The following is an 18,262-nucleotide window of genomic DNA, read 5'->3' as shown; positions in this document are numbered from 1 at the left end:
CAGTTCAGGCGGCATAGGTGCGAGTTCGGCGGGGGCGAGCTTCGGGACTACATGGCAGCAATCGGCAAACGCTCGTAGCGTGGAGAAGTGACCTCTACCAAACCTGGCATCTCCACTCTCGGCGAACTCAAGGCATCCGGACATCGGCAGCGGTCGATCAAGGCCGAATTGCGCGAGAACTTGCTCGCGGCATTGCGGGACGGCAGAGATCCGTGGCCGGGGATCCTCGGATTCGGCTCCACTGTGTTGCCGCAGTTCGAGCGCGCGATCCTCGCCGGTCACGACGTGGTTCTGCTCGGTGAGCGTGGGCAGGGCAAGACGCGTCTGCTGCGCACCCTGAATCTGTTGCTCGACGAGTGGGTGCCGGTGATCGCCGGGGCCGAGCTCGGTGAGCATCCGTACGAGCCGATCACTCCCGCCAGCATCCGTAAGGCGAAGGAACTCGGCGACGATCTGCCCATCGAGTGGCGGCACCGCAGTGAGCGGTACGCCGAGAAGCTCGCAACTCCGGACACGTCGGTGGCCGACCTCGTCGGTGACGTCGATCCGGTGAAGGTGGCCGAGGGCCGCAGTCTAGGCGACCCGGAAACCATTCACTTCGGACTCGTCCCGCGTAGCCACCGCGGCATCGTGGCGATCAACGAACTCCCCGACCTCGCCGAGCGCATCCAGGTGTCGTTGCTGAACGTGATGGAGGAGCGCGACATCCAGGTTCGTGGCTACACCCTGCGTCTGCCGCTCGACGTCATGCTGGTGGCGAGTGCGAACCCCGAGGACTACACCAATCGCGGCCGCATCATCACCCCGCTCAAGGACCGCTTCGGTGCCGAGATCAGGACGCACTACCCCCTCGAGCTCGACGACGAGGTTGCCGTCATCGAGCAGGAAGCGGATCTGCAGGCCGCTGTCCCCACGTATCTGCTCGAGGTATTGGCTCGATTCACCCGACTGCTGCGTGAGTCGCCGTCTGTCGATCAGCGCTCGGGCGTGTCTGCTCGATTCGCGATCGCTGCGGCCGAAACCATCGCTGCCGCAGCCGTGCACCGGGCCGCGATACTCGGTGAGGCCGAGCCGGTGGCCCGGCCGGTGGATCTGGGCACCATCATCGAGGTGCTGCGTGGCAAGGTGGAATTCGAGTCCGGCGAAGAAGGCCGCGAAGTCGAAGTACTCGAGCACATGCTGCGACGCGCGACCGCAGATACCGTTCGGGCTCACCTCGGCGGTATCAACCTCGCTGCTCTGGTGACGGCGGTGGAGACGGGCGAGCCGATCGTCACCGGCGACCGCATCACCGCCAAGGCTTTGCTCGACGAGCTGCCCGACGTCGAGGTGATCGGCGACATCCACGAGCGGCTCAACGCGACCTCGGACGGTGAGAAGGCCGCTGCCGTGGAACTCGCTCTCGAAGGCCTCTACCTTGCGCGTCGGATCTCCAAGGACCCCGACGACGACGGTCAGACGGTGTACAGCTGATGCGTCGTTCCAGATACGGGCGGTATCACGACGGGCCGGATCCCCTTGCGCCGCCGGTGGATCTGCGGGAGGCGCTCGATGCCATCGGTGAGGACGTGCTCGAGGGTGCGTCACCGCGTCGGGCGCTGCAGGAGATGCTGCGGCGCGGGACGAAGAACATGCGCGGGCTCGACGACCTGGCCGCGCAGGCAGCCAAGCGTCGCCGAGATCTGTTGAAGAAGAACAACCTCGACGGCACTCTGCAGGAAGTGCGAGAGTTGCTCGACAAGGCCGTGCTCGAGGAGCGCAAGGCATTGGCGCGTGCCCTCGACGACGATGCGCGGTTCCAGGAAATGCAGATCGGTGATCTGTCGCCGTCCACAGCGCAAGCGGTACAGGAGCTTTCGGACTACGACTGGCGCTCCTCGGAGGGGCGGGAGAACTACGAGAAGATCAAGGACCTGCTCGGACGCGAGATGCTCGACCAGCGTTTCGCGGGTATGAAGCAGGCCCTCGAAGGTGCCACCGAAGAGGATCGCCAGGCCATCAGCGAGATGCTGAAGGATCTCAACGAGTTGCTCGACGCGCACAACAAGGGCGAGGACACCGACGAGCAGTTCGCCGAGTTCATGAACAAGCACGGCGAGCATTTCCCGGAAAACCCATCGAACGTCGACGAGCTGTTGGATTCGCTCGCTCAGCGGGCTGCGGCGGCGCAAAGGTTGCGTAATTCGTTGACACCCGAGCAGCGGGCCGAGTTGGATGCGTTGGCGCAGCAGGCCTTCGGTGACTCGAACCTGTTGAACCAGCTCGATCAACTCGATCAGAATCTGCAACAGGCCCGGCCCGGTGAGGACTGGGACGGCTCGCAGAACTTCCGGGGCGAGAACGGAATGGGTCTGGGCGACGGTACCGGCGCGCTTCAGGACATCGCCGATCTGGAGAACCTGGGAAACCAACTCTCGCAGCAGTACAACGGGGCCGCGCTGGACGATATCGACGCCGATGCGCTGCTGAAGCAACTCGGGCCGGAGGCTGCGGCGGATGCGCGGATGCTCTCGGAACTCGAGAAAGCACTGCAGCAGCAGGGTTTCATGGACAAGGGTGCCGACGGTCAATGGCGTCTGTCTCCGAAGGCGATGCGTCAGCTGGGGCAGTCTGCGTTGAAGGACGTGGCAGGCACGCTGTCTCGACGCGGCGGCGAGCGGGACACCCGCAAGGCCGGCGCGATGGGGGAGCCCACCGGAGCATCGCGGGCCTGGGAGTTCGGTGACACCGAACCATGGGACGTGACACGCACGGTCAACAATGCGGTCTTGCGATCGGCGGCAACAGGATCGGGCTTCCCGGTGCAGCTGCAGGTGACCGACGTCGAGATCAGCGAGACCGAGACGCGCACGCAGGCTGCCGTGGCGCTGTTGGTCGATACGTCGTTCTCGATGGTGATGGACGGCCGCTGGGTGCCGATGAAGCGCACAGCACTGGCACTCAATCACCTGGTGAGCACCCGGTTCCGTGGAGACGATCTACAGCTCATCGGGTTCGGCAGGCACGCACAGACGTTGACGGCGTCGGAGCTCGCCGGGTTGGACGGTGCCTACGATCAGGGCACGAATCTGCACCACGCGCTGATGCTCGCGGTACGCCATCTACGCCGTCACCCCAATGCGCAGCCGGTGGTGCTGATCGTCACCGACGGTGAGCCGACGGCACATCTGGAACCGGACGGTCACGCGTACTTCGACTATCCGCCGTCGTCGAAGACACTGGGATTGACGGTGCGTGAGCTCGATACCGTCGCCAAACTCGGTGCGCAGGTGACGATCTTCCGACTCGGCGACGATCCGGGACTGGCCAGGGTTGTCGACAAGATGGCCGAGCGAGTGGGCGGACGGGTCATCGCGCCGGATCTGGACGGGCTCGGTGCTGCGGTGGTGAGCGACTACCTCAAGCGTCGGAGAGCGTAGTTCATTTGTCGAGCCTGGATCCCTTACCGGCCGGCTTGATGTCGACGCTGACGCCGCCCCAGAAGGCGAAGCCGGTGATGACCACGCGCGGCGCGCCGGGGTGGGCCGCACTGACGTGTTCGAAGCCGCCCATGATGCCCATGCCGCGGACTTCGACGCTCACCCCGGGTGGCACGGTGACCTCGATGCCGCCCATGATCGCAACGCAGTTGACGGTGGTTTCTTCGGCGCTGAACGACGCCCGGCGCAGGTCGAGTTCGATGCCTCCCCAGAACGCGACGGCATCGATGCGCGCGGCGGCGGTCCACTCTCCTTTGCGGACTGCACCGCTCATGATCGCGATGACGCGGTCGTGGGAGGAACCGCCGGAGGGTGCGCCGGCGGGAGGCGGGGACAGCACCAGATCTCCGGTCAGCAGATCGAGCTCGCCGTAGGTCTTCGCCTGGTAGACCGCTGCGGTGCGTTCGTCGAACTCGCTCACGGTGAGTTGGCCGTTGGCGCACGCATCGCTGAGCAACTGTGCGACGAGATTCCTGTCGGCATCGGCGGCGCGCACTCGGCTTCGATCTCGGTCGGGCAGATGATCGCTCACCGATCGGACCCTACCGTCGTGGAGCTCAGGCCGCATTCAGGATGGTGCGGTGATCGAGCGGCGATGCCAGTGTCATCTGCATGGTGGCGTAGACGGCGACCATGATGCAGGACTTGTCGGCGGCGTCGGGCCTGGTACCCGTACGCAATTCGATGGTGACGGTGGTGTCGGTCTCGGTCACCGTGGCGTCGGCCCCGTAGCACTCGGGGGTCCCGGTCACGAAGTGCACCGCAATGGTGTTGGGGGAGACCTGGCTCCACGACTCGAACGGAGTGGTGGTGGCGCGGATCAGATCCGGAGTCGGCTCGAACATCGTGCCGACGTCGCCGACGGGTACCTCGTGCGGAACCGGAGGCGCGCTGGGCGGTTGGACGAGGCCCGCGGCTGTGGTGGAAGCGACCGTGGGCGTCGTTGTCTCTGTCTCCTCGTCGCCACTGGAGGCGGTGCTGCAGCCGACCAGCAGCAGGCACAACATGACACCTGCAGCGAGAAACCTCATGCTTCCAAAGTAGCGCCGGGAGCTGAGGAGAACCTTTGCGTTCGTCTCACGCGAGGAAGACCGTCACGAGCGCGATGACGGGGATGGAGACGATCGTGGTCACGAATGCCGTGTCACGCGCGAGCACCACGCCACGCTGGTAGCGGCTGGCGAAGACGAACACGTTCTGCGCGGTCGGCAACGCAGAGATGACAACGATGGCGAAGAGATCGTGCCCGTCCAAGCCGAAGGCGAACCGAGCCATGAGGTAACCGAGCGCCGGCTGCAACGCCATCTTGAACACCGTCGCAAGGGCCACGTCACGCCGCGGGCTGATGCCCTTCTGGAGTACTCGCGCACCGTAGAGCGACAGACCGAACGCGAGCAGCGCGCCCGGAACGGACGCGTTTCCGACGAGTCGGAACGGCTGCATCAGCGCCTCGGGCAGCTCGAAGCCGGTGATCGACAGGACCAGTCCGGCTGCGCCTGCCAGCACGATCGGGTTCCGGAACGGCGTCGTGACGGTCCGGAGCAGCGAGACCTTGTCGATCTTGGTCGAGATGTCGAGAATCGTCACCGCGAGCGGTGTGTAGATCATGATCTGGAACAGCAGCAGGGGAGCGACGAAGGTCGCGTCGCCGAGTACGAACACTGCGATCGGGATGCCCAGGTTGGCGGAGTTGACGTACGAACTTGCGAGTGCGCCGATGGTCGCGTCGGGCACGGCGCGTTTCAGGACGAGCTTGGCTATGACGAAGTAGATGGCCCCGACGAGCAATGCCGTGGCACCGGCGACGGCCAGCGTGGGCGAGAGGATGACCGCCAGATCGGAGCCCGCCAAGGTGACGAACAGCAGCGCAGGCGTCGCGACGAAGAAGACGAGACGGCTCAGTACGAATTGGCCATGCTCGCCCAGGACATCGAAGTGCGCCAGAAGGTAGCCCAGTGCGATGACGACGAAGATGACGGTGAAGCCCTCGAGGACGCCTGCCATCGGGAAGTGCTCATCTCTTGTCGTGTAGCAACAGAAAAGCCACGTAGCCGATGGCTACGTGGCTTTCCTGACAGTTGGATCAGCGGCTGGTGAACGGCAGCAATGCCATTTCACGAGCGTTCTTCACTGCGACAGCGACCTGGCGCTGCTGCTGCGGGGTGAGCCCGGTGACCCGACGGCTACGGATCTTGCCGCGGTCGGAAATGAACTGACGAAGAAGGTTGATGTCCTTGTAGTCCACCGTGGTGACCTTGGCGGCGTTCAACGGATTCTTCTTCGGTCGACGGCCTGCCTCTGCGCGGACCTTCTTCGACGGTGCTCTCTTGACTGCCATCTGAAACCTTTTCCCTTTACCAGCTCGACTTGTGGACGCCAGGCAGCTCCCCACGGTGAGCCATCTCGCGCATTTTCACACGGGACAGCCCAAATTTCCGCAGGTAACCGCGCGGACGTCCATCCGCAGCGTCACGATTGCGCAATCGTACCGGACTCGAGTCTCGCGGCAGACGCTGCAGTGCTGCTTGGGCCTGCGCGCGCTCGGAGTCGCTGCTCGAGGGCTTGCGGATGGTTTCCTTGAGCTCGGCACGACGGGTAGCCCACCGGGCGACGACGACCTTGCGTTGCTCGTTCTTCGCGATCTTCGATTTCTTGGCCACGGCTCAGCGCTCTTCTCTGAAATCGACGTGCCGGCGGACGACCGGGTCGTATTTCTTCATCACCAGTCGGTCGGGGTCGTTGCGACGGTTCTTCCGGGTCACATAGGTGTAGCCGGTGCCTGCGGTCGATTTCAGCTTGACGATCGGACGAACGTCCGTGCTCTTGCCCATCAGATCTTCTCCCCGCGCGCGCGCAGTTTGGCCACCACGGCGTCGATGCCGTCGCGGTCGATGGTCTTGATGCCCTTGGCCGAGAGGGTGAGGGTGACGCGGCGTCCCAAGCTCGGCGCGTAGTAGGTCTTGCGCTGGATGTTGGGATCCCATCGGCGGCTGGTGCGCACGTGGGAGTGCGAGACCGATTTTCCGAATCCGGGGGTGCGGCCGGTGACTTGGCAGTGCGCTGACATGAGCACTCCTTTCTTATCGTTATGACAATCGTTTTCGACAAAGCGTGTTCACGAATGTAGCGTGCATCCGCAGGTAATGAAAATCGTTGTCTAAAAGAAGGGTGCTCGTGAACAACACACCGGACGATCGAACCCCGATGGTCCTCGTCTCCGGCTGGACCGGAGCAATGGACGCGGTCGTGACATCACTACTCGCGCCGGGAACCGTCGCGGTTCGCCACGACCTGGGCCGCGTCACCGAGGGGGTCGTGCGTCGCACGTTGTACGTATCGGGCGAGAGCCCCCGCGAGACCATCCTGGAACTGGCGCACGGGTGTGTCTCGTGCACGCTCCGCGAGGACCTGCTGCCATTGCTGCGCGCACTGTCCATGCGTAGCAACGTCGATCGCATCGTGCTCGCGATGGACCCGGCGCTCGAGCCCGAGGCGCTGTGCTGGGCCGTCGACAACGTCGTCGTGGCCGGAGTCGTCGGACAGATCGACGGCCCGGCGTCGCGAGATGTTCGCATCGACGCCGTGATCGGGTGCCTCGACGCGGCAACCTGGCTGGCCGACGCCACCGGGGACGACACCTTGGCCGACCGCGGCATCGTCGCGAGCGGTGACGACGATCGAACCGTCGCGCAGTTGGTGGTGGGGCAGGTCGACTACGCCGATGCACTCGTCGTCACTGCCGGCTCCGACGTCGACGCGTGGGAGCGGGCCCGGCTCGCTGCCGTCCTCGCGCGGCTGGCACCCAACGCTCCCGTCGTCTGGGTGTCTCAGGACGCCATGGTCGACGCCCCAGCGCTGCTCGCCTCTGTGCCCACCGATGCCCGACGCGGTGAGATCACCGACGCCCACTCCCCGCTCTTGCGGGGTGAGCCGCCCTTGACCGTCGATTGCGGAGTCGGCCTTGTCGAATTCAGCGCCACCCGGCCGTTTCATCCCGAGCGATTGCACGAGGCCATCGACGTGCTGCTCGACGGCGTGGTCACTGCACGAGGACGAGCGTGGGTCGCGACTCAGCCCGACGAAGCGCTGTGGATCGAATCGGCCGGCGGCGGCTTGCGCGTGGCGAGTGCCGGAACGTGGCTGGCTGCAATGACTCCGCAGCAGCAGGAGCGCGTCGACGCCACCCGTCGGGCGATGGCGGCGCTGCGATGGGATGCGGAATTCGGCGATCGGGACACCTCCCTGGTGATCCTGGTCCATCAGGCCGATCCCACCGAGATCGACCGAACTCTGCAGTGGGCGTTGGTGTCCGACGACGAGATGGCGAACCCCGCTCGGTGGTCCACCTGGACCGATCCGTTCGGTCAGTGGCACGAAGATCCCTGTGAGAGCAGTGAATCCCCGTACGCAGAACAATCACGAGAGGCAACAGAATGAAACCAGGCATCCATCCCGACTACCACCCGGTGGTGTTCCAGGATTCGAGTACCGGCAACAAGTTCCTCACCAGGTCCACCGTCACCTCGGTTCGAGAGACCGAATGGGCGGACGGCAACACTTACCCGCTGATCGTCGTCGACGTCTCGTCCGAATCGCACCCCTTCTGGACCGGGGCTACGCGTGTGATGGATACGCAGGGTCGCGTCGAGAAGTTCGAGAAGCGCTACGGTCGCCGAAGCCGAAAGGACCTCTGAGTCATGGCTGTTCCGAAGAGAAAGATGTCGCGCTCGAACACTCGGAGTCGACGGGCTCAGTGGAAGGCCGTTGCCCCGGATCTGGTGACGGTGCGGGTGGGCGGCCAGGAGTTCCGGGTGCCGCGCAGACTGGTCAAAGCGGTGCATGCCGGGGTGTACGACCCGAGCTGACCCCCCTGTCGTGCGCCTTTTGCATACCTGGAAGGGCGCAAAAGGCGCACGACGGGCGGAGCCCGCTAAATTGGTCCGATGAACCGAACGGCTCCGTCGGCACAGGACGTCAAGCGATGGCGGCAGTACCTCGCCGACGAGCAGGCCGAAGCCGCCGTCTATCGCGATCTGGCGGGCCGACGCACCGGCGAGGAGCGTGAGATTCTGCTCGCGCTCGCCGACGCCGAAGGCCGCCACGAGCAGCACTGGCGAAATCTGCTGGGCGAGCGCGTCGGCAAGCCGCTCAGGGGTGACGTTCGCACCCGCATCCTCGGAGTCCTCGCGCGTCGCTTCGGTTCGGTGTTCGTGCTCGCGTTGGCACAGCGAGCCGAAACTCGCTCGCCGTACGCCACCGAGGCCGACGCGACGCAGGCGATGACCGCCGACGAGCAGATCCACGCCGAGGTCATCAGGGCGCTCGCAGCCCGCGGTCGCAATCGACTGTCCGGCACATTTCGAGCGGCCGTGTTCGGAGCCAACGACGGCTTGGTCAGCAACCTGGCGCTCGTCTTGGGTATCAGCGGATCCGGGGTATCCAACCAGATCGTCCTGGTCACCGGTCTGGCGGGTCTGCTCGCCGGTGCGTTGTCGATGGGAGCAGGCGAATACGTCTCGGTCCGTTCACAACGGGAGTTGCTCGAGGCGTCGTCGCCGGACGACGCTGCCCGCGAGGCCGTGCAGCATTTGGACGTCGACGCCAACGAACTTGCGTTGGTCTATCGCGCTCGCGGAATGACGCCCGAAGAAGCCGACGCGAAAGCGTCTGAGGTACTGCGTCTGTTGCCCACCGACGACGAGATGGCCCCCGACGTCGACGAGCACGAGTCCATCGGAACCGGACTCGGAGCGGCCGGAGCGAGCTTCTGCTTCTTCGCCTCCGGTGCCGTCATTCCGGTGTTGCCGTACCTGTTCGGCCTCGAAGGCTATGTGGCCCTTGCCGTTGCCGCCGTTCTGGTCGGAATTGCCCTGATCTGCACCGGTTTGGTGGTGGGGCTGCTCAGCGGTGGGCCGCCGGTCAAACGCGCACTGAGACAACTTGCTATCGGTTACGGCGCGGCCGGGGCGACGTATCTACTGGGACTCGCATTCGGTGGGGGAGTGTAGGTCCCGGCTGACGGGGGGGGGCATCCCGACTACCTGTTCTTGTCGGTGGGTCGGCCGATAATGTCGGCATGCCCTTCATCGATCTGACTCGCGAGGACCACGCCTACTTCATCGGACTGTTTCAAACCGACGGTCATCTCGAAAGCGGGAAAGGGCAAAAGGGGAAAGCAACAATCGAACTAGCGGCCGTCGACGTCGACTTGCTGATGCGGCTTCCGCAACTGTTCGAAGATGTCAGGTCGTCCGTGTCGACGAGAACCCGCACGACGAACTTTTCTTCTGATTACACAAGTGCCACTTGGCGTGTCTGCAACCTCGCATTCCGGCGCGAACTGGAATCATGTGGAGTTCCGGCTGGTCGCAAGTCCAACCAGGTGGCTCCGCCTGTCGGTCCGTTTCATCAGCGGGGATATTTTCGAGGATTGCTCGATGGCGATGGCAGTGTCGGATTCACTCGGACGGGTGTGCCTTTCGTCGGTTTCGTTACGGCCTCGTCCAGCTTGGCGGACTTCTTCTGCTCGACGGTACGCACAGTTAGCGGGGCCCTTCGCACGGCAAAACGCAACACTCGCGACGACGTGTTCTCGTTGATTGTCGCGAACGACCCAGCGGCGCGTCTGGCTGAGTGGGCCTACCCTCCAGGGTGCTTCGCGCTGGATCGAAAGCGATTGGCGGCGGAGTCAGTCGCTGCTTGGGTCAGGCCACCGGGCATGCGTGCTCGCCCACTCCTTGGGAAGAGGTCGTGGGCGGCGGACGAGGACGCTATTGCGCTGTCCTCGACCGTGAAGGAGGCAGCCAGAGTGCTCGGACGAACGGAGAGCGCCGTAGTCATCCGTCGCTGGAGACTGCGGCACGCGGACGGTGCTGATGCATGAGCGGACAGCGACGGCGGTTCACTTCCCAGTTGAATAGGACGCGATCTGCTCAGGATGCCGCGATGCCGACTTCATCGACGAGATTCCCGACGCCTACAAGCCGATCGATGTCGTGATGGAGGACGCGCGAGACCTGGTGAGCATCGAGCACGAGCTTCGGCAGATTCTCAACGTCAAGGGGACCTGATCCCGTCGTGCGCCTTTTGCGTACCTGGAAGGGTACAAAAGGCGCACGACGGGCGAAGCCCGATTGTCCGCGTTCGTCCCGTTGTGCGTCGCTGTTCTCGCGTTGTTCACCTAACTGCTTCGCTCGGTTAACGGATAGAGCGGACGTCACCGTCACCATCGATTCATGACGCTCAATCCCGCAGGCGAGACGGTCGCGACCGGAATCCCGGGCACTCTCGCCGAGAACATGACCATGGCCGAGCAGCACGATTGGCATCGGTCGTTCCTGCGGCGGCACCCGGTGAGTCGTCGAAACTTCCTGGTGGGAGCGGCTGCGACGGCGGCCGCGGTAGGCGTCGGGAATTCGGTGTTCGCACGCACCGCGTACGCCCAGGACGCTCCGCTGGCGGTGGCCGGTCGGCACATGGGATTCGGAAACGACCCGGCGACGCAGCTGCGGTTCTCTGCGCAGCTCTCGCGCAATCCCGGGATCACCGGCGTATTTCTCGATCACGGTCCCACGCCTGCATTGGGCGCGACGACCTCGGCCGAGGTGCGCAATCTGATCAGTCAGGTGCCGCAGACCGACGGCGGAATTCTCTCGGCGGAGCAGTACTACGTGCACGTCCCCGTCGACAATCTCACGCCGAAGTTGCCGCACTACTACCGCTGGCGCACCGCCGACGGGTTCGTCAGCGACGTTCGTTGCGCGTCTCCAGCTCTGCCGTCCGGCCGCATCGCGCCGTTCCGGTTCACGATGATGGGCGATCAGGGCGTCGACGAAACTCCCTCGCAGCCAGCGGGTCTGCAAGCCGGGGACTACGACGACCTCTACTACAAGCCGGACAACGAACCGTCGGTGAAGCACGCCCGCAACATCAATCGGCAGATCGAGGCCTCGCACCCCGACTTCCACATCCTCGCCGGTGATATCGCGTACGCGGACCCGTCCGGTGCCGGTCTTCCGCCCCAGTTCGCCAAGCACGGGCAGAAGCCGCCACAGGGATTCGACAAGTTCAACCCATTCGTCTGGGACGGCTACTTTCAAGCGATCGAAGCCAGCGCGTCCAGCGCTCCGTGGTTGTTCGCCACCGGCAACCACGACATGGAAGCGCTCTACAGCCCCAACGGCTACGGCGGACACGCGGCCCGGCTCGATCAACCGACCAACGGACCGAAGGGATGCCCGTCGGCGTACTCGTTCGTCTACGGCAACACCGCGGTTCTCTCGCTCGACGCGAACGACGTCAGCTACGAGATCAAGGCCAACACCGGCTACAGCGGGGGAGCCCAGAACACCTGGGTGGAGCAGACTCTCGCGAAATACCGTGCCGATCCGAACATCGACTTCATCGTCTGCTTCTTCCACCACTGCGCGTACTCGACGACGTCCACCCATGCGAGCGACGGCGGTGTGCGCGACGCCTGGGCGGCGCTGTTCGACAAGTACGAGGTGGATGTGGTGCTGCAGGCTCACAATCACGTTTTCGAGCGCACCGATCCCATCCGCGGCAATCGCGCGACACGGGTCGCGGGGGACAACGCGACGGTGAGTGGGAAGACCGACGGCACTGTGTATTACACCGTCGGTGGAGGCGGTCGTCCCCGGTACACGTTCCAGGACGGCGAAGGCGTCAGCTACCGCGGCAACGAGTTGCCGGACACCGCAGTGCCGAACAGCTACGTGTGGGCACCCGACGGCACCAAGTCGGCAGAGTCCATCACCTGGTCGCGAGTGCGTTTCCTGAACTACTCGTTCGTCAGAGTCGATGTGGTGCCGGGAATCCCGGGAATCACGCCCAGCAGAATGATCATCGGAGCCATCGACGAATACGGCAACGAATTCGATCGCCTGACCTTCCAGCGGGACATTCCGATCACCGCCGGGTTCGGTTCGTCCTGACACCCATGTGAATGGAACTTCGGTCCCTGCTACGAAGTTCCACTCACATGCGGCGAAGCCGCTCTACAGCCACTTCTGTCGTTTGAACACCACGTACAGCGCACTCGAGCAGATCACCATGGCGATCAGTGCCATCGGATAGCCGAATTGCCACTTCAGCTCCGGCATGTCGTCGAAGTTCATGCCGTAGATGGCGGCGATGAGGGACGGGGCGAACAGTATTGCGCCCCAGGACGAGATGCGTTTGACCTGTTCGTTCTGCTCGAGACTGACCTGGGTCATGTTGCGCATTTCCTCGTTCTGCTGCTGCGCTACCAAGGTGGTGTGCACCGACAGCGCGTTCTGCAGGTTGCCGCGAAATGTTTCGATTCGATCGGAGATGCGGATCGCGTGATCGAGCACGTCGCGGAGGTTTCGCTGGAGTTCGACGTCGACGTGGTATTTGTCGGATCCCCGTTTGAGCGATTCGATCATCTCGACGAGCGGCTTTGCCGCCCGATCGAACTCGTTCACCTCGCGGGAGAGTGAGTAGATGCGGCGGGAGACGGACGGCTCGCCGGTGAACAGTTGATCCTCGATCTCGTCGATGTCGTTCTGCAGTCCGGCGACCACGGGCGCGTATTCGTCGACGAGTTGATCGAGAATGCCGTAGAGAATTGCTTCCGGGCCGAGTGTGAGCAATTCCGGGGTTTCCTCGAGCCGCTGCCGTACCGCGCTCAGATCGGGTGACTCGGCATGACGAATCGAGACGACGAAATCCGGCCCGAGGAAAATGTGCAATTCGCCGAATTCGACCTTTTCGGTCTCGTCGATGTATCTGGCGGGGCGCAGTACGACGAACAGTTGTTCGCCGTAGCGTTCGATCTTCGGCCGCTGATGCGCAGAAATTGCGTCCTCGACGGACAGTCGATGTAGGCCGAACTCGGCTGCTACTGCACCTATCTCGTCTTTGCCTGGCCGGTACAGGCCGATCCAGGCAAGTCCGTGTCGCTGTCGCACCAGCTCGAAGGTGATGTCCAGGCTTTCCGGATTGGCGGTTCGCTTCCCCTCGACGTAGACGGCATTGTCGACGATCGGCACTTCGGGTCACCTCGGCTCCAGAAAGATATGTGCCGGACGGCACCCGATCGAGACTATCGCCTGAAACGACTGTTGCCTGGAACAATCACACGATGCAGCAGCGAGTCCATTTCACGACCTTGGCAGCGTGATCTCGGAAATCTGCCACAACCCCGGCTGGAGCGTCGACGACGACGGGACCGTTCGGTTGAGTTGAGCCGTCGACCAGTTCGGATACTCGCGCAGGACGTGGCGGGGATTGGGTCTGCTGTCTGTCGCATGACATGCTCGTTCGGTGCTTCTCGACCTGCTCGGCTTCGTGGGTATCGCGGCCTTCGCGGCCTCCGGTGCGCTGATCGGAGTTCATCGTCGGTTGGATCTGTTCGGGGTCTGCGTCGTCGGTATCACGACAGGCATCGGCGGCGGCATCATCCGCGATCTGCTCATCGGAATACATCCGCCGACGTCCCTGGACACCTGGCCGAACATCACCGTCGGCTTTGTCGCATCGCTGGTGGTGTTCGTTGCGCATCGACAGATGGGCAAGGTGCGGCGCGGAGTCCTGGTGCTCGACGCTTTCGGAATGGGCCTGTTCGCGTCGACGGGAGCGACGATCGCCCTGGCGGCCGGCGGCAGCGCCCTGTCGGGAGCGCTCATCGGTACGACGACGGCTGTGGCCGGCGGCGTCATTCGAGACGTCCTGGTCAACGAGGTTCCGCTGCTGCTGCATCGAGATCTGTACGCTCTGCCCGCGTTGCTCGGCGCAACGACAGTCGTGCTGGCCGACGCCCTCGCGCTGCCGCAGAACGTGGGTCTCGTAGTGGGAACGGTGCTCGCGACGGGTTTACGTTTGCTCGCGCTGTGGCGAAAGTGGAACCTCCCGCTGGCAAAGGACCTGCCTACCCCGTAGGTGGAGTGGGCGCCCCTCTCAGGTGTGTCTCAGTCGACCAGGACAAACTGTACGAATGCGGATATTGGTGGTCGATGACGATCGGGCGGTGCGCGAGTCGCTGCGCAGGTCGCTGACGTTCAACGGGTACACCGTGGACCTGGCGGTGGACGGACTCGATGCGCTCGAGCAGGTTGCGGCGGCGCGTCCGGATGCATTGGTACTCGACGTGATGATGCCCCGGCTCGACGGCCTGGAAGTATGCCGGCGATTGCGCAGTGTGGGCGACGACCTGCCGATTCTGGTGTTGACGGCTCGGGACTCGGTGTCGGAGCGGGTCGCCGGTCTCGATGCGGGTGCCGACGATTACCTGCCCAAGCCGTTCGCGCTCGAAGAACTGCTCGCCCGGCTGCGTGCGTTGCTCCGGCGTACCGCGATGGAGGCGGGCATCGATTCGGAAACCATGACGTTCGCAGACCTGTCGATGGATCCGGTCACCCGTGAGGTCATCCGCGCAGAACGCTCCATCAGCCTGACTCGAACCGAGTTCTCGCTGCTCGAAATGTTGATGACGAATCCGCGCAGAGTACTGACCAGGAGTCGAATTCTCGAGGAAGTCTGGGGCTACGACTTCCCGACGTCGGGCAATGCGCTGGAGGTGTATGTCGGTTACCTGCGGCGCAAGACCGAAGCGGAGGGGGAGTCGAGGCTGATTCACACCGTTCGCGGTGTCGGATACGTCCTGCGCGAAACGCCCCCGTGATGGTCACCTCCTTCGGGCGCAAGACTGCCGACAGTCCACCGTTGACGCCGACGCCGATGCGGCCGCCGACTCCGCTGACTCGGTCGGTGTCGTTGCGCTGGCGGGTGACGCTGTTGGCGGCCTCGGTTGTGGCGATCGCGGTGGCGGTCATGGCCATTGCCGCGTACACAGTGGTCTCTCGGGCACTGTACGGCGATGTCGACACGCAATTGCGTTCTCGTGCTTCGGCGTTGGCGGAGTCCACGCTGGTGGCCTACGACCCGAGATTCGTGGCCGGTGCCACCCTGTACAGCACCGATGTGAGCGTGGCGCTGGTCTATCCGGACATGTCCAGCTACAACCCACCCGGACCCAAGGTGCCGATCGGTGATGCCGAACTCGCTGTGGTGCGCGGCGATCAGGAATTTTCGCTGCGCACGCTCGACGATCAGCGGGTGCTCGCCCAAAGAACCACCGATGGCAGCACCCTCATCGTGGCACAACGATTGCTGCCCACCGGGGAGGTGCTCGACCGCCTGGCCTGGGTGCTGTTGATCGTCGGTGCCTGCGGCGTGGTTCTGGCCGCGGGTGCGGGTATGGCTGTGGGACGCACCGGGTTACGACCGATCGGACGATTGACCGCAGCGGCCGAACGGGTGGCGCGCACCGACGACCTGACGCCGATCCCGGTGACCGGCGACGACGAATTGGCGCGCCTGACCGAGAGTTTCAACACGATGCTCCGCGCTCTCGCCGAATCTCGGGGCAGGCAGAGCAGATTGGTCGCCGACGCGGGTCACGAACTGCGGACCCCGTTGACTTCGCTTCGGACCAACATGGAGCTGCTCATCGCGGCCGGGCGTCCCGGTGCGCCGTCCATTCCGGACGAGGACATGGCCGAGCTGCGAACGGACGTGGTGGCGCAGATTCAGGAACTGTCCACGCTGGTAGGGGATCTGGTCGATCTGGCGCGTGAGGATGCGCCGGAGACGGTGTTCGAGCGCGTCGATCTTGCCGACGCCGTCGAGCGCAGCCTCGAACGAGCGCGCCGTCGTCGCAACGAGATCGACTTCGATGCATCACTGATGCCGTGGTTCGTCTACGGCGATCAGGCGGGACTGTCGAGGGCCGTGCTGAACGTGCTCGACAATGCCGCGAAATGGAGCCCGAGCGGCGGCGAGGTCCGAATCGCCATGCGGCAGATCGGTGATGGCTTGCTCGAGTTGACGGTGGACGATGCCGGACCGGGAATACCCGAGGAAGATCGCGAGCTGGTGTTCGAGCGCTTCTACCGCTCGATGACGTCGCGTTCGATGCCCGGATCCGGTCTGGGCCTTGCCATCGTGCGGCAGGTGGTCGTCAAGCACGGCGGCACCATCGGCGTCGAGGTGTCCGAGCGCGGCGGCGCTCTGATTCGAATCGTGCTGCCGGGCGAAGGTTCGCCGGATCCGATGACACTCTCGGCAAACTGATAGCCGGATCTCAGCGCGCTCTCAGTACCGCCCTGCACAGTGGGTGGCAAGAAGGCGGGCGGACCTCGAAGGCGAGGTCTCTACTGAAGGAAGCAGCAACGATGAGTGACGACCGTAACGAATCCGAACAGCCGGGACGCAGTGCCGGCGGCGAGCAGCAACCGGCGGACCGGGCTTCGGGCGGCGACGAGCAGAACTACTCGACCCAGCAGCATCCAGCGCAACAGCATCCGACGCAGCAGTTCCCGCCCCAGCATGCTCAGCATCCCGGATCTCAGCCCCCGCAACAGAGCTACCCGCAGCAGTACGCGGGCTATGGGCAGGGCGCGTACCAGCCCGGCTACGGCCCGTACGGTCAGCAGGGTGACCCGCAGGCATCCCAGCATGCACAGCCGCAACACGTTGCACCGCAATCGAACTCGGCACCGGGTGCGATGAAGACCCGCTCGGGTCGGTCTGCCTTGGTGGCCGGAGCTATCGCTCTCGTTCTCGTCGGCGGCGGAATCGGCGGAGCGGTCGGTGCGATCGCGACGAACAATGCGAACGGTAACGGCGGGGGAGTCACCAGCTCGTTGAACTCCACCGTCACAGCCGCTCAGCCGGCCGCGAACTTCCCGGACGGCTCGGTTCAGGCCGTCGCGAACAAGGTTCTGCCGAGCGTGGTGCAGATTCAGGTGAAGGGTTCACAGGAGGAGGGCGAGGGATCGGGCGTCATTCTCAGTAGCGACGGTTTGATTCTCACCAACAATCACGTGGCGACCGGTGCAGGTGCCAACGGCAAGCTCACTGTCGCGTTCGCGGACGGTTCCGTGGCGGACGCCACGATCGTCGGTGCCGATTCGGTATCGGACATGGCCGTCATCAAGGCCGAGGGCAAGTCAAACCTGACGCCCATCGAACTCGGTACGTCCTCGAACCTCGAGGTGGGCCAGCAGGTGGTCGCGATCGGGTCGCCGCTCGGACTGGCAGGCACCGTCACCACGGGCATCGTGTCCTCGCTCAACCGGCCGGTGTCGACTTCCGGTGAGTCCGGCAATCAGAACTCGGTGATCGACGCCATCCAGACCGACGCCGCGATCAACCCGGGTAACTCCGGTGGAGCGCTCGTCAACACCGAGGGGCAGTTGATCGGTATCAACACTGCGATCGCCACGCTGGGCGGCGGCCAGAGTTCCAGCTCACAGAGCGGTTCGATCGGACTCGGCTTCGCGATTCCGGTCGATCAGGCCAAGCGAATTGCCGACGAGCTGACCACCACCGGTAAGGCCACCCAGGCCATGATCGGTGTGCAGGTGCCCTCTCAGGACGACGCGAACGGTGCCACCGTCGTCGAGGTGACAGAAGGCGGACCGGCAGCGTCGGCAGGAATTCCGAAGGGCGCGGTGATCACCAAGGTCGACGATCGCATCATCGCCAGTGGTGATGCCTTGATCGCGGCGGTGCGCTCGCACGCTCCGGGGGATTCGGTGACCATCACCTACACCGAGGGCGGCAGCGAGAAGACTGCGAAGGTGACGCTCGGAACTGCGGAGACGGCCCCCGCGCAGCCTCAGACGCAGACTCGGCAGCAGGAACAGCAATTGCCCTTCCAGGTCCCGTCGTTCCCGGGCGGTCGCTGATGTCGAGAGAAGCAGGCAGGCACGGCACGGTGGCAACTATTTACGCAC

General features: G+C 64.2%; 19 protein-coding genes and 1 pseudogene. 12 read left to right on the top strand and 8 right to left on the bottom strand.

What is annotated here, in order from left to right; genetic code table 11:
* Nucleotides 1-87 precede the first annotated feature (87 nt).
* Both RHODMAR_RS22075 and RHODMAR_RS22070 read left to right on the top strand, forming a co-directional pair.
* Nucleotides 88-1,473: an ATP-binding protein gene (locus RHODMAR_RS22075; RefSeq protein ID WP_008719039.1), complete on the top strand. Its 1,386-nt coding sequence runs from the start codon at nucleotides 88-90 to the stop codon at nucleotides 1,471-1,473.
* Entirely contained in the window at nucleotides 1,473-3,419 is a 1,947-nt protein-coding gene (locus tag RHODMAR_RS22070) for a vWA domain-containing protein (RefSeq protein ID WP_008719037.1), read from the top strand. The genes RHODMAR_RS22075 and RHODMAR_RS22070 overlap by 1 nt, the downstream gene beginning before the upstream one ends.
* A gap of 1 nt (nucleotide 3,420) precedes the next feature.
* Here the strand turns inward: RHODMAR_RS22070 and RHODMAR_RS22065 are convergent, their stop codons facing one another.
* The 7 genes from RHODMAR_RS22065 to rpmB all read right to left on the bottom strand — a co-directional run bounded on the left by RHODMAR_RS22065 (nucleotide 3,421) and on the right by rpmB (nucleotide 6,546).
* Nucleotides 3,421-4,011, bottom strand: a complete 591-nt coding sequence (locus RHODMAR_RS22065; protein ID WP_051048235.1) for a DUF1707 SHOCT-like domain-containing protein — start codon at nucleotides 4,009-4,011, stop codon at nucleotides 3,421-3,423.
* A gap of 25 nt (nucleotides 4,012-4,036) precedes the next feature.
* The gene (locus tag RHODMAR_RS22060; RefSeq protein WP_042940089.1) at nucleotides 4,037-4,510 is read right to left on the bottom strand and encodes a hypothetical protein; all 474 of its coding nucleotides are present in this window, start codon (nucleotides 4,508-4,510) and stop codon (nucleotides 4,037-4,039) included.
* A 46-nt stretch (nucleotides 4,511-4,556) separates the two neighbouring features.
* Nucleotides 4,557-5,483 (bottom strand): AEC family transporter, encoded by a 927-nt coding sequence (locus RHODMAR_RS22055; protein WP_008719030.1) that lies wholly within the window; start codon nucleotides 5,481-5,483, stop codon nucleotides 4,557-4,559.
* A 79-nt stretch (nucleotides 5,484-5,562) separates the two neighbouring features.
* On the bottom strand, nucleotides 5,563-5,817 hold the full coding sequence (rpsR, locus tag RHODMAR_RS22050) for a 30S ribosomal protein S18 (protein WP_008719028.1): 255 nt from the start codon (nucleotides 5,815-5,817) through the stop codon (nucleotides 5,563-5,565).
* 16 nt (nucleotides 5,818-5,833) lie between these two features.
* On the bottom strand, nucleotides 5,834-6,139 hold the full coding sequence (rpsN, locus tag RHODMAR_RS22045) for a 30S ribosomal protein S14 (protein ID WP_008719025.1): 306 nt from the start codon (nucleotides 6,137-6,139) through the stop codon (nucleotides 5,834-5,836).
* A 3-nt stretch (nucleotides 6,140-6,142) separates the two neighbouring features.
* The gene (rpmG, locus tag RHODMAR_RS22040) at nucleotides 6,143-6,313 is read right to left on the bottom strand and encodes a 50S ribosomal protein L33 (RefSeq protein WP_198289511.1); all 171 of its coding nucleotides are present in this window, start codon (nucleotides 6,311-6,313) and stop codon (nucleotides 6,143-6,145) included.
* Nucleotides 6,310-6,546 (bottom strand): 50S ribosomal protein L28, encoded by a 237-nt coding sequence (rpmB, locus tag RHODMAR_RS22035; protein WP_008719020.1) that lies wholly within the window; start codon nucleotides 6,544-6,546, stop codon nucleotides 6,310-6,312. The genes rpmG and rpmB overlap by 4 nt, the downstream gene beginning before the upstream one ends.
* Before the next feature lie 137 nt (nucleotides 6,547-6,683).
* On the opposite strand from rpmB, the gene mrf reads away from it, so the two are divergent.
* The 6 genes and pseudogenes from mrf to RHODMAR_RS22005 all read left to right on the top strand — a co-directional run bounded on the left by mrf (nucleotide 6,684) and on the right by RHODMAR_RS22005 (nucleotide 12,433).
* Nucleotides 6,684-7,916, top strand: a complete 1,233-nt coding sequence (gene mrf, locus RHODMAR_RS22030) for a ribosome hibernation factor-recruiting GTPase MRF (protein WP_042940097.1) — start codon at nucleotides 6,684-6,686, stop codon at nucleotides 7,914-7,916.
* Nucleotides 7,913-8,173 carry a type B 50S ribosomal protein L31 gene (locus tag RHODMAR_RS22025; protein ID WP_008719016.1) on the top strand — a complete coding sequence of 87 codons (261 nt, stop codon included), beginning with the start codon at nucleotides 7,913-7,915 and terminating at the stop codon, nucleotides 8,171-8,173. Before mrf ends, RHODMAR_RS22025 begins: the two co-directional genes overlap by 4 nt.
* A gap of 3 nt (nucleotides 8,174-8,176) precedes the next feature.
* Nucleotides 8,177-8,344: a 50S ribosomal protein L32 gene (gene rpmF, locus RHODMAR_RS22020; RefSeq protein ID WP_008719013.1), complete on the top strand. Its 168-nt coding sequence runs from the start codon at nucleotides 8,177-8,179 to the stop codon at nucleotides 8,342-8,344.
* Nucleotides 8,345-8,422: 78 nt separating this feature from the next.
* Nucleotides 8,423-9,487: a VIT1/CCC1 transporter family protein gene (locus RHODMAR_RS22015; RefSeq protein WP_008719011.1), complete on the top strand. Its 1,065-nt coding sequence runs from the start codon at nucleotides 8,423-8,425 to the stop codon at nucleotides 9,485-9,487.
* A 939-nt stretch (nucleotides 9,488-10,426) separates the two neighbouring features.
* Nucleotides 10,427-10,549: pseudogene (locus RHODMAR_RS28355) on the top strand (RtcB family protein); the annotation flags it as partial.
* 165 nt (nucleotides 10,550-10,714) lie between these two features.
* Nucleotides 10,715-12,433, top strand: a complete 1,719-nt coding sequence (locus tag RHODMAR_RS22005) for a metallophosphoesterase (protein ID WP_008719007.1) — start codon at nucleotides 10,715-10,717, stop codon at nucleotides 12,431-12,433.
* 63 nt (nucleotides 12,434-12,496) lie between these two features.
* Here the strand turns inward: RHODMAR_RS22005 and RHODMAR_RS22000 are convergent, their stop codons facing one another.
* Complete coding sequence (locus RHODMAR_RS22000; RefSeq protein WP_008719005.1) at nucleotides 12,497-13,513, bottom strand: magnesium and cobalt transport protein CorA; 1,017 nt, start codon at nucleotides 13,511-13,513, stop codon at nucleotides 12,497-12,499.
* Between the two features lie 274 nt (nucleotides 13,514-13,787).
* Between RHODMAR_RS22000 and RHODMAR_RS21995 the strand changes: the two genes are divergently transcribed.
* The 4 genes from RHODMAR_RS21995 (at nucleotide 13,788) to RHODMAR_RS21975 (ending at nucleotide 18,214) form a co-directional block, all read left to right on the top strand.
* The gene (locus RHODMAR_RS21995; RefSeq protein ID WP_008719003.1) at nucleotides 13,788-14,402 is read left to right on the top strand and encodes a trimeric intracellular cation channel family protein; all 615 of its coding nucleotides are present in this window, start codon (nucleotides 13,788-13,790) and stop codon (nucleotides 14,400-14,402) included.
* A 55-nt stretch (nucleotides 14,403-14,457) separates the two neighbouring features.
* Nucleotides 14,458-15,144 (top strand): response regulator transcription factor, encoded by a 687-nt coding sequence (locus tag RHODMAR_RS21990; protein ID WP_008719001.1) that lies wholly within the window; start codon nucleotides 14,458-14,460, stop codon nucleotides 15,142-15,144.
* Nucleotides 15,144-16,595: a HAMP domain-containing sensor histidine kinase gene (locus RHODMAR_RS21985; RefSeq protein WP_008718998.1), complete on the top strand. Its 1,452-nt coding sequence runs from the start codon at nucleotides 15,144-15,146 to the stop codon at nucleotides 16,593-16,595. Before RHODMAR_RS21990 ends, RHODMAR_RS21985 begins: the two co-directional genes overlap by 1 nt.
* 101 nt (nucleotides 16,596-16,696) lie before the next feature.
* Nucleotides 16,697-18,214, top strand: coding sequence for a S1C family serine protease (locus tag RHODMAR_RS21975; protein WP_008718996.1), 1,518 nt, complete (start codon nucleotides 16,697-16,699; stop codon nucleotides 18,212-18,214).
* Nucleotides 18,215-18,262 lie beyond the last annotated feature (48 nt).

The sequence above is a fragment of the Rhodococcus sp. AW25M09 genome, assembly GCF_000333955.1.
Classification (GTDB): Bacteria; Actinomycetota; Actinomycetes; order Mycobacteriales; family Mycobacteriaceae; genus Rhodococcoides.
The sequence above is the reverse complement of the archived record's forward strand: the minus strand, read 5'-3'. Positions and strand labels throughout refer to the sequence as shown.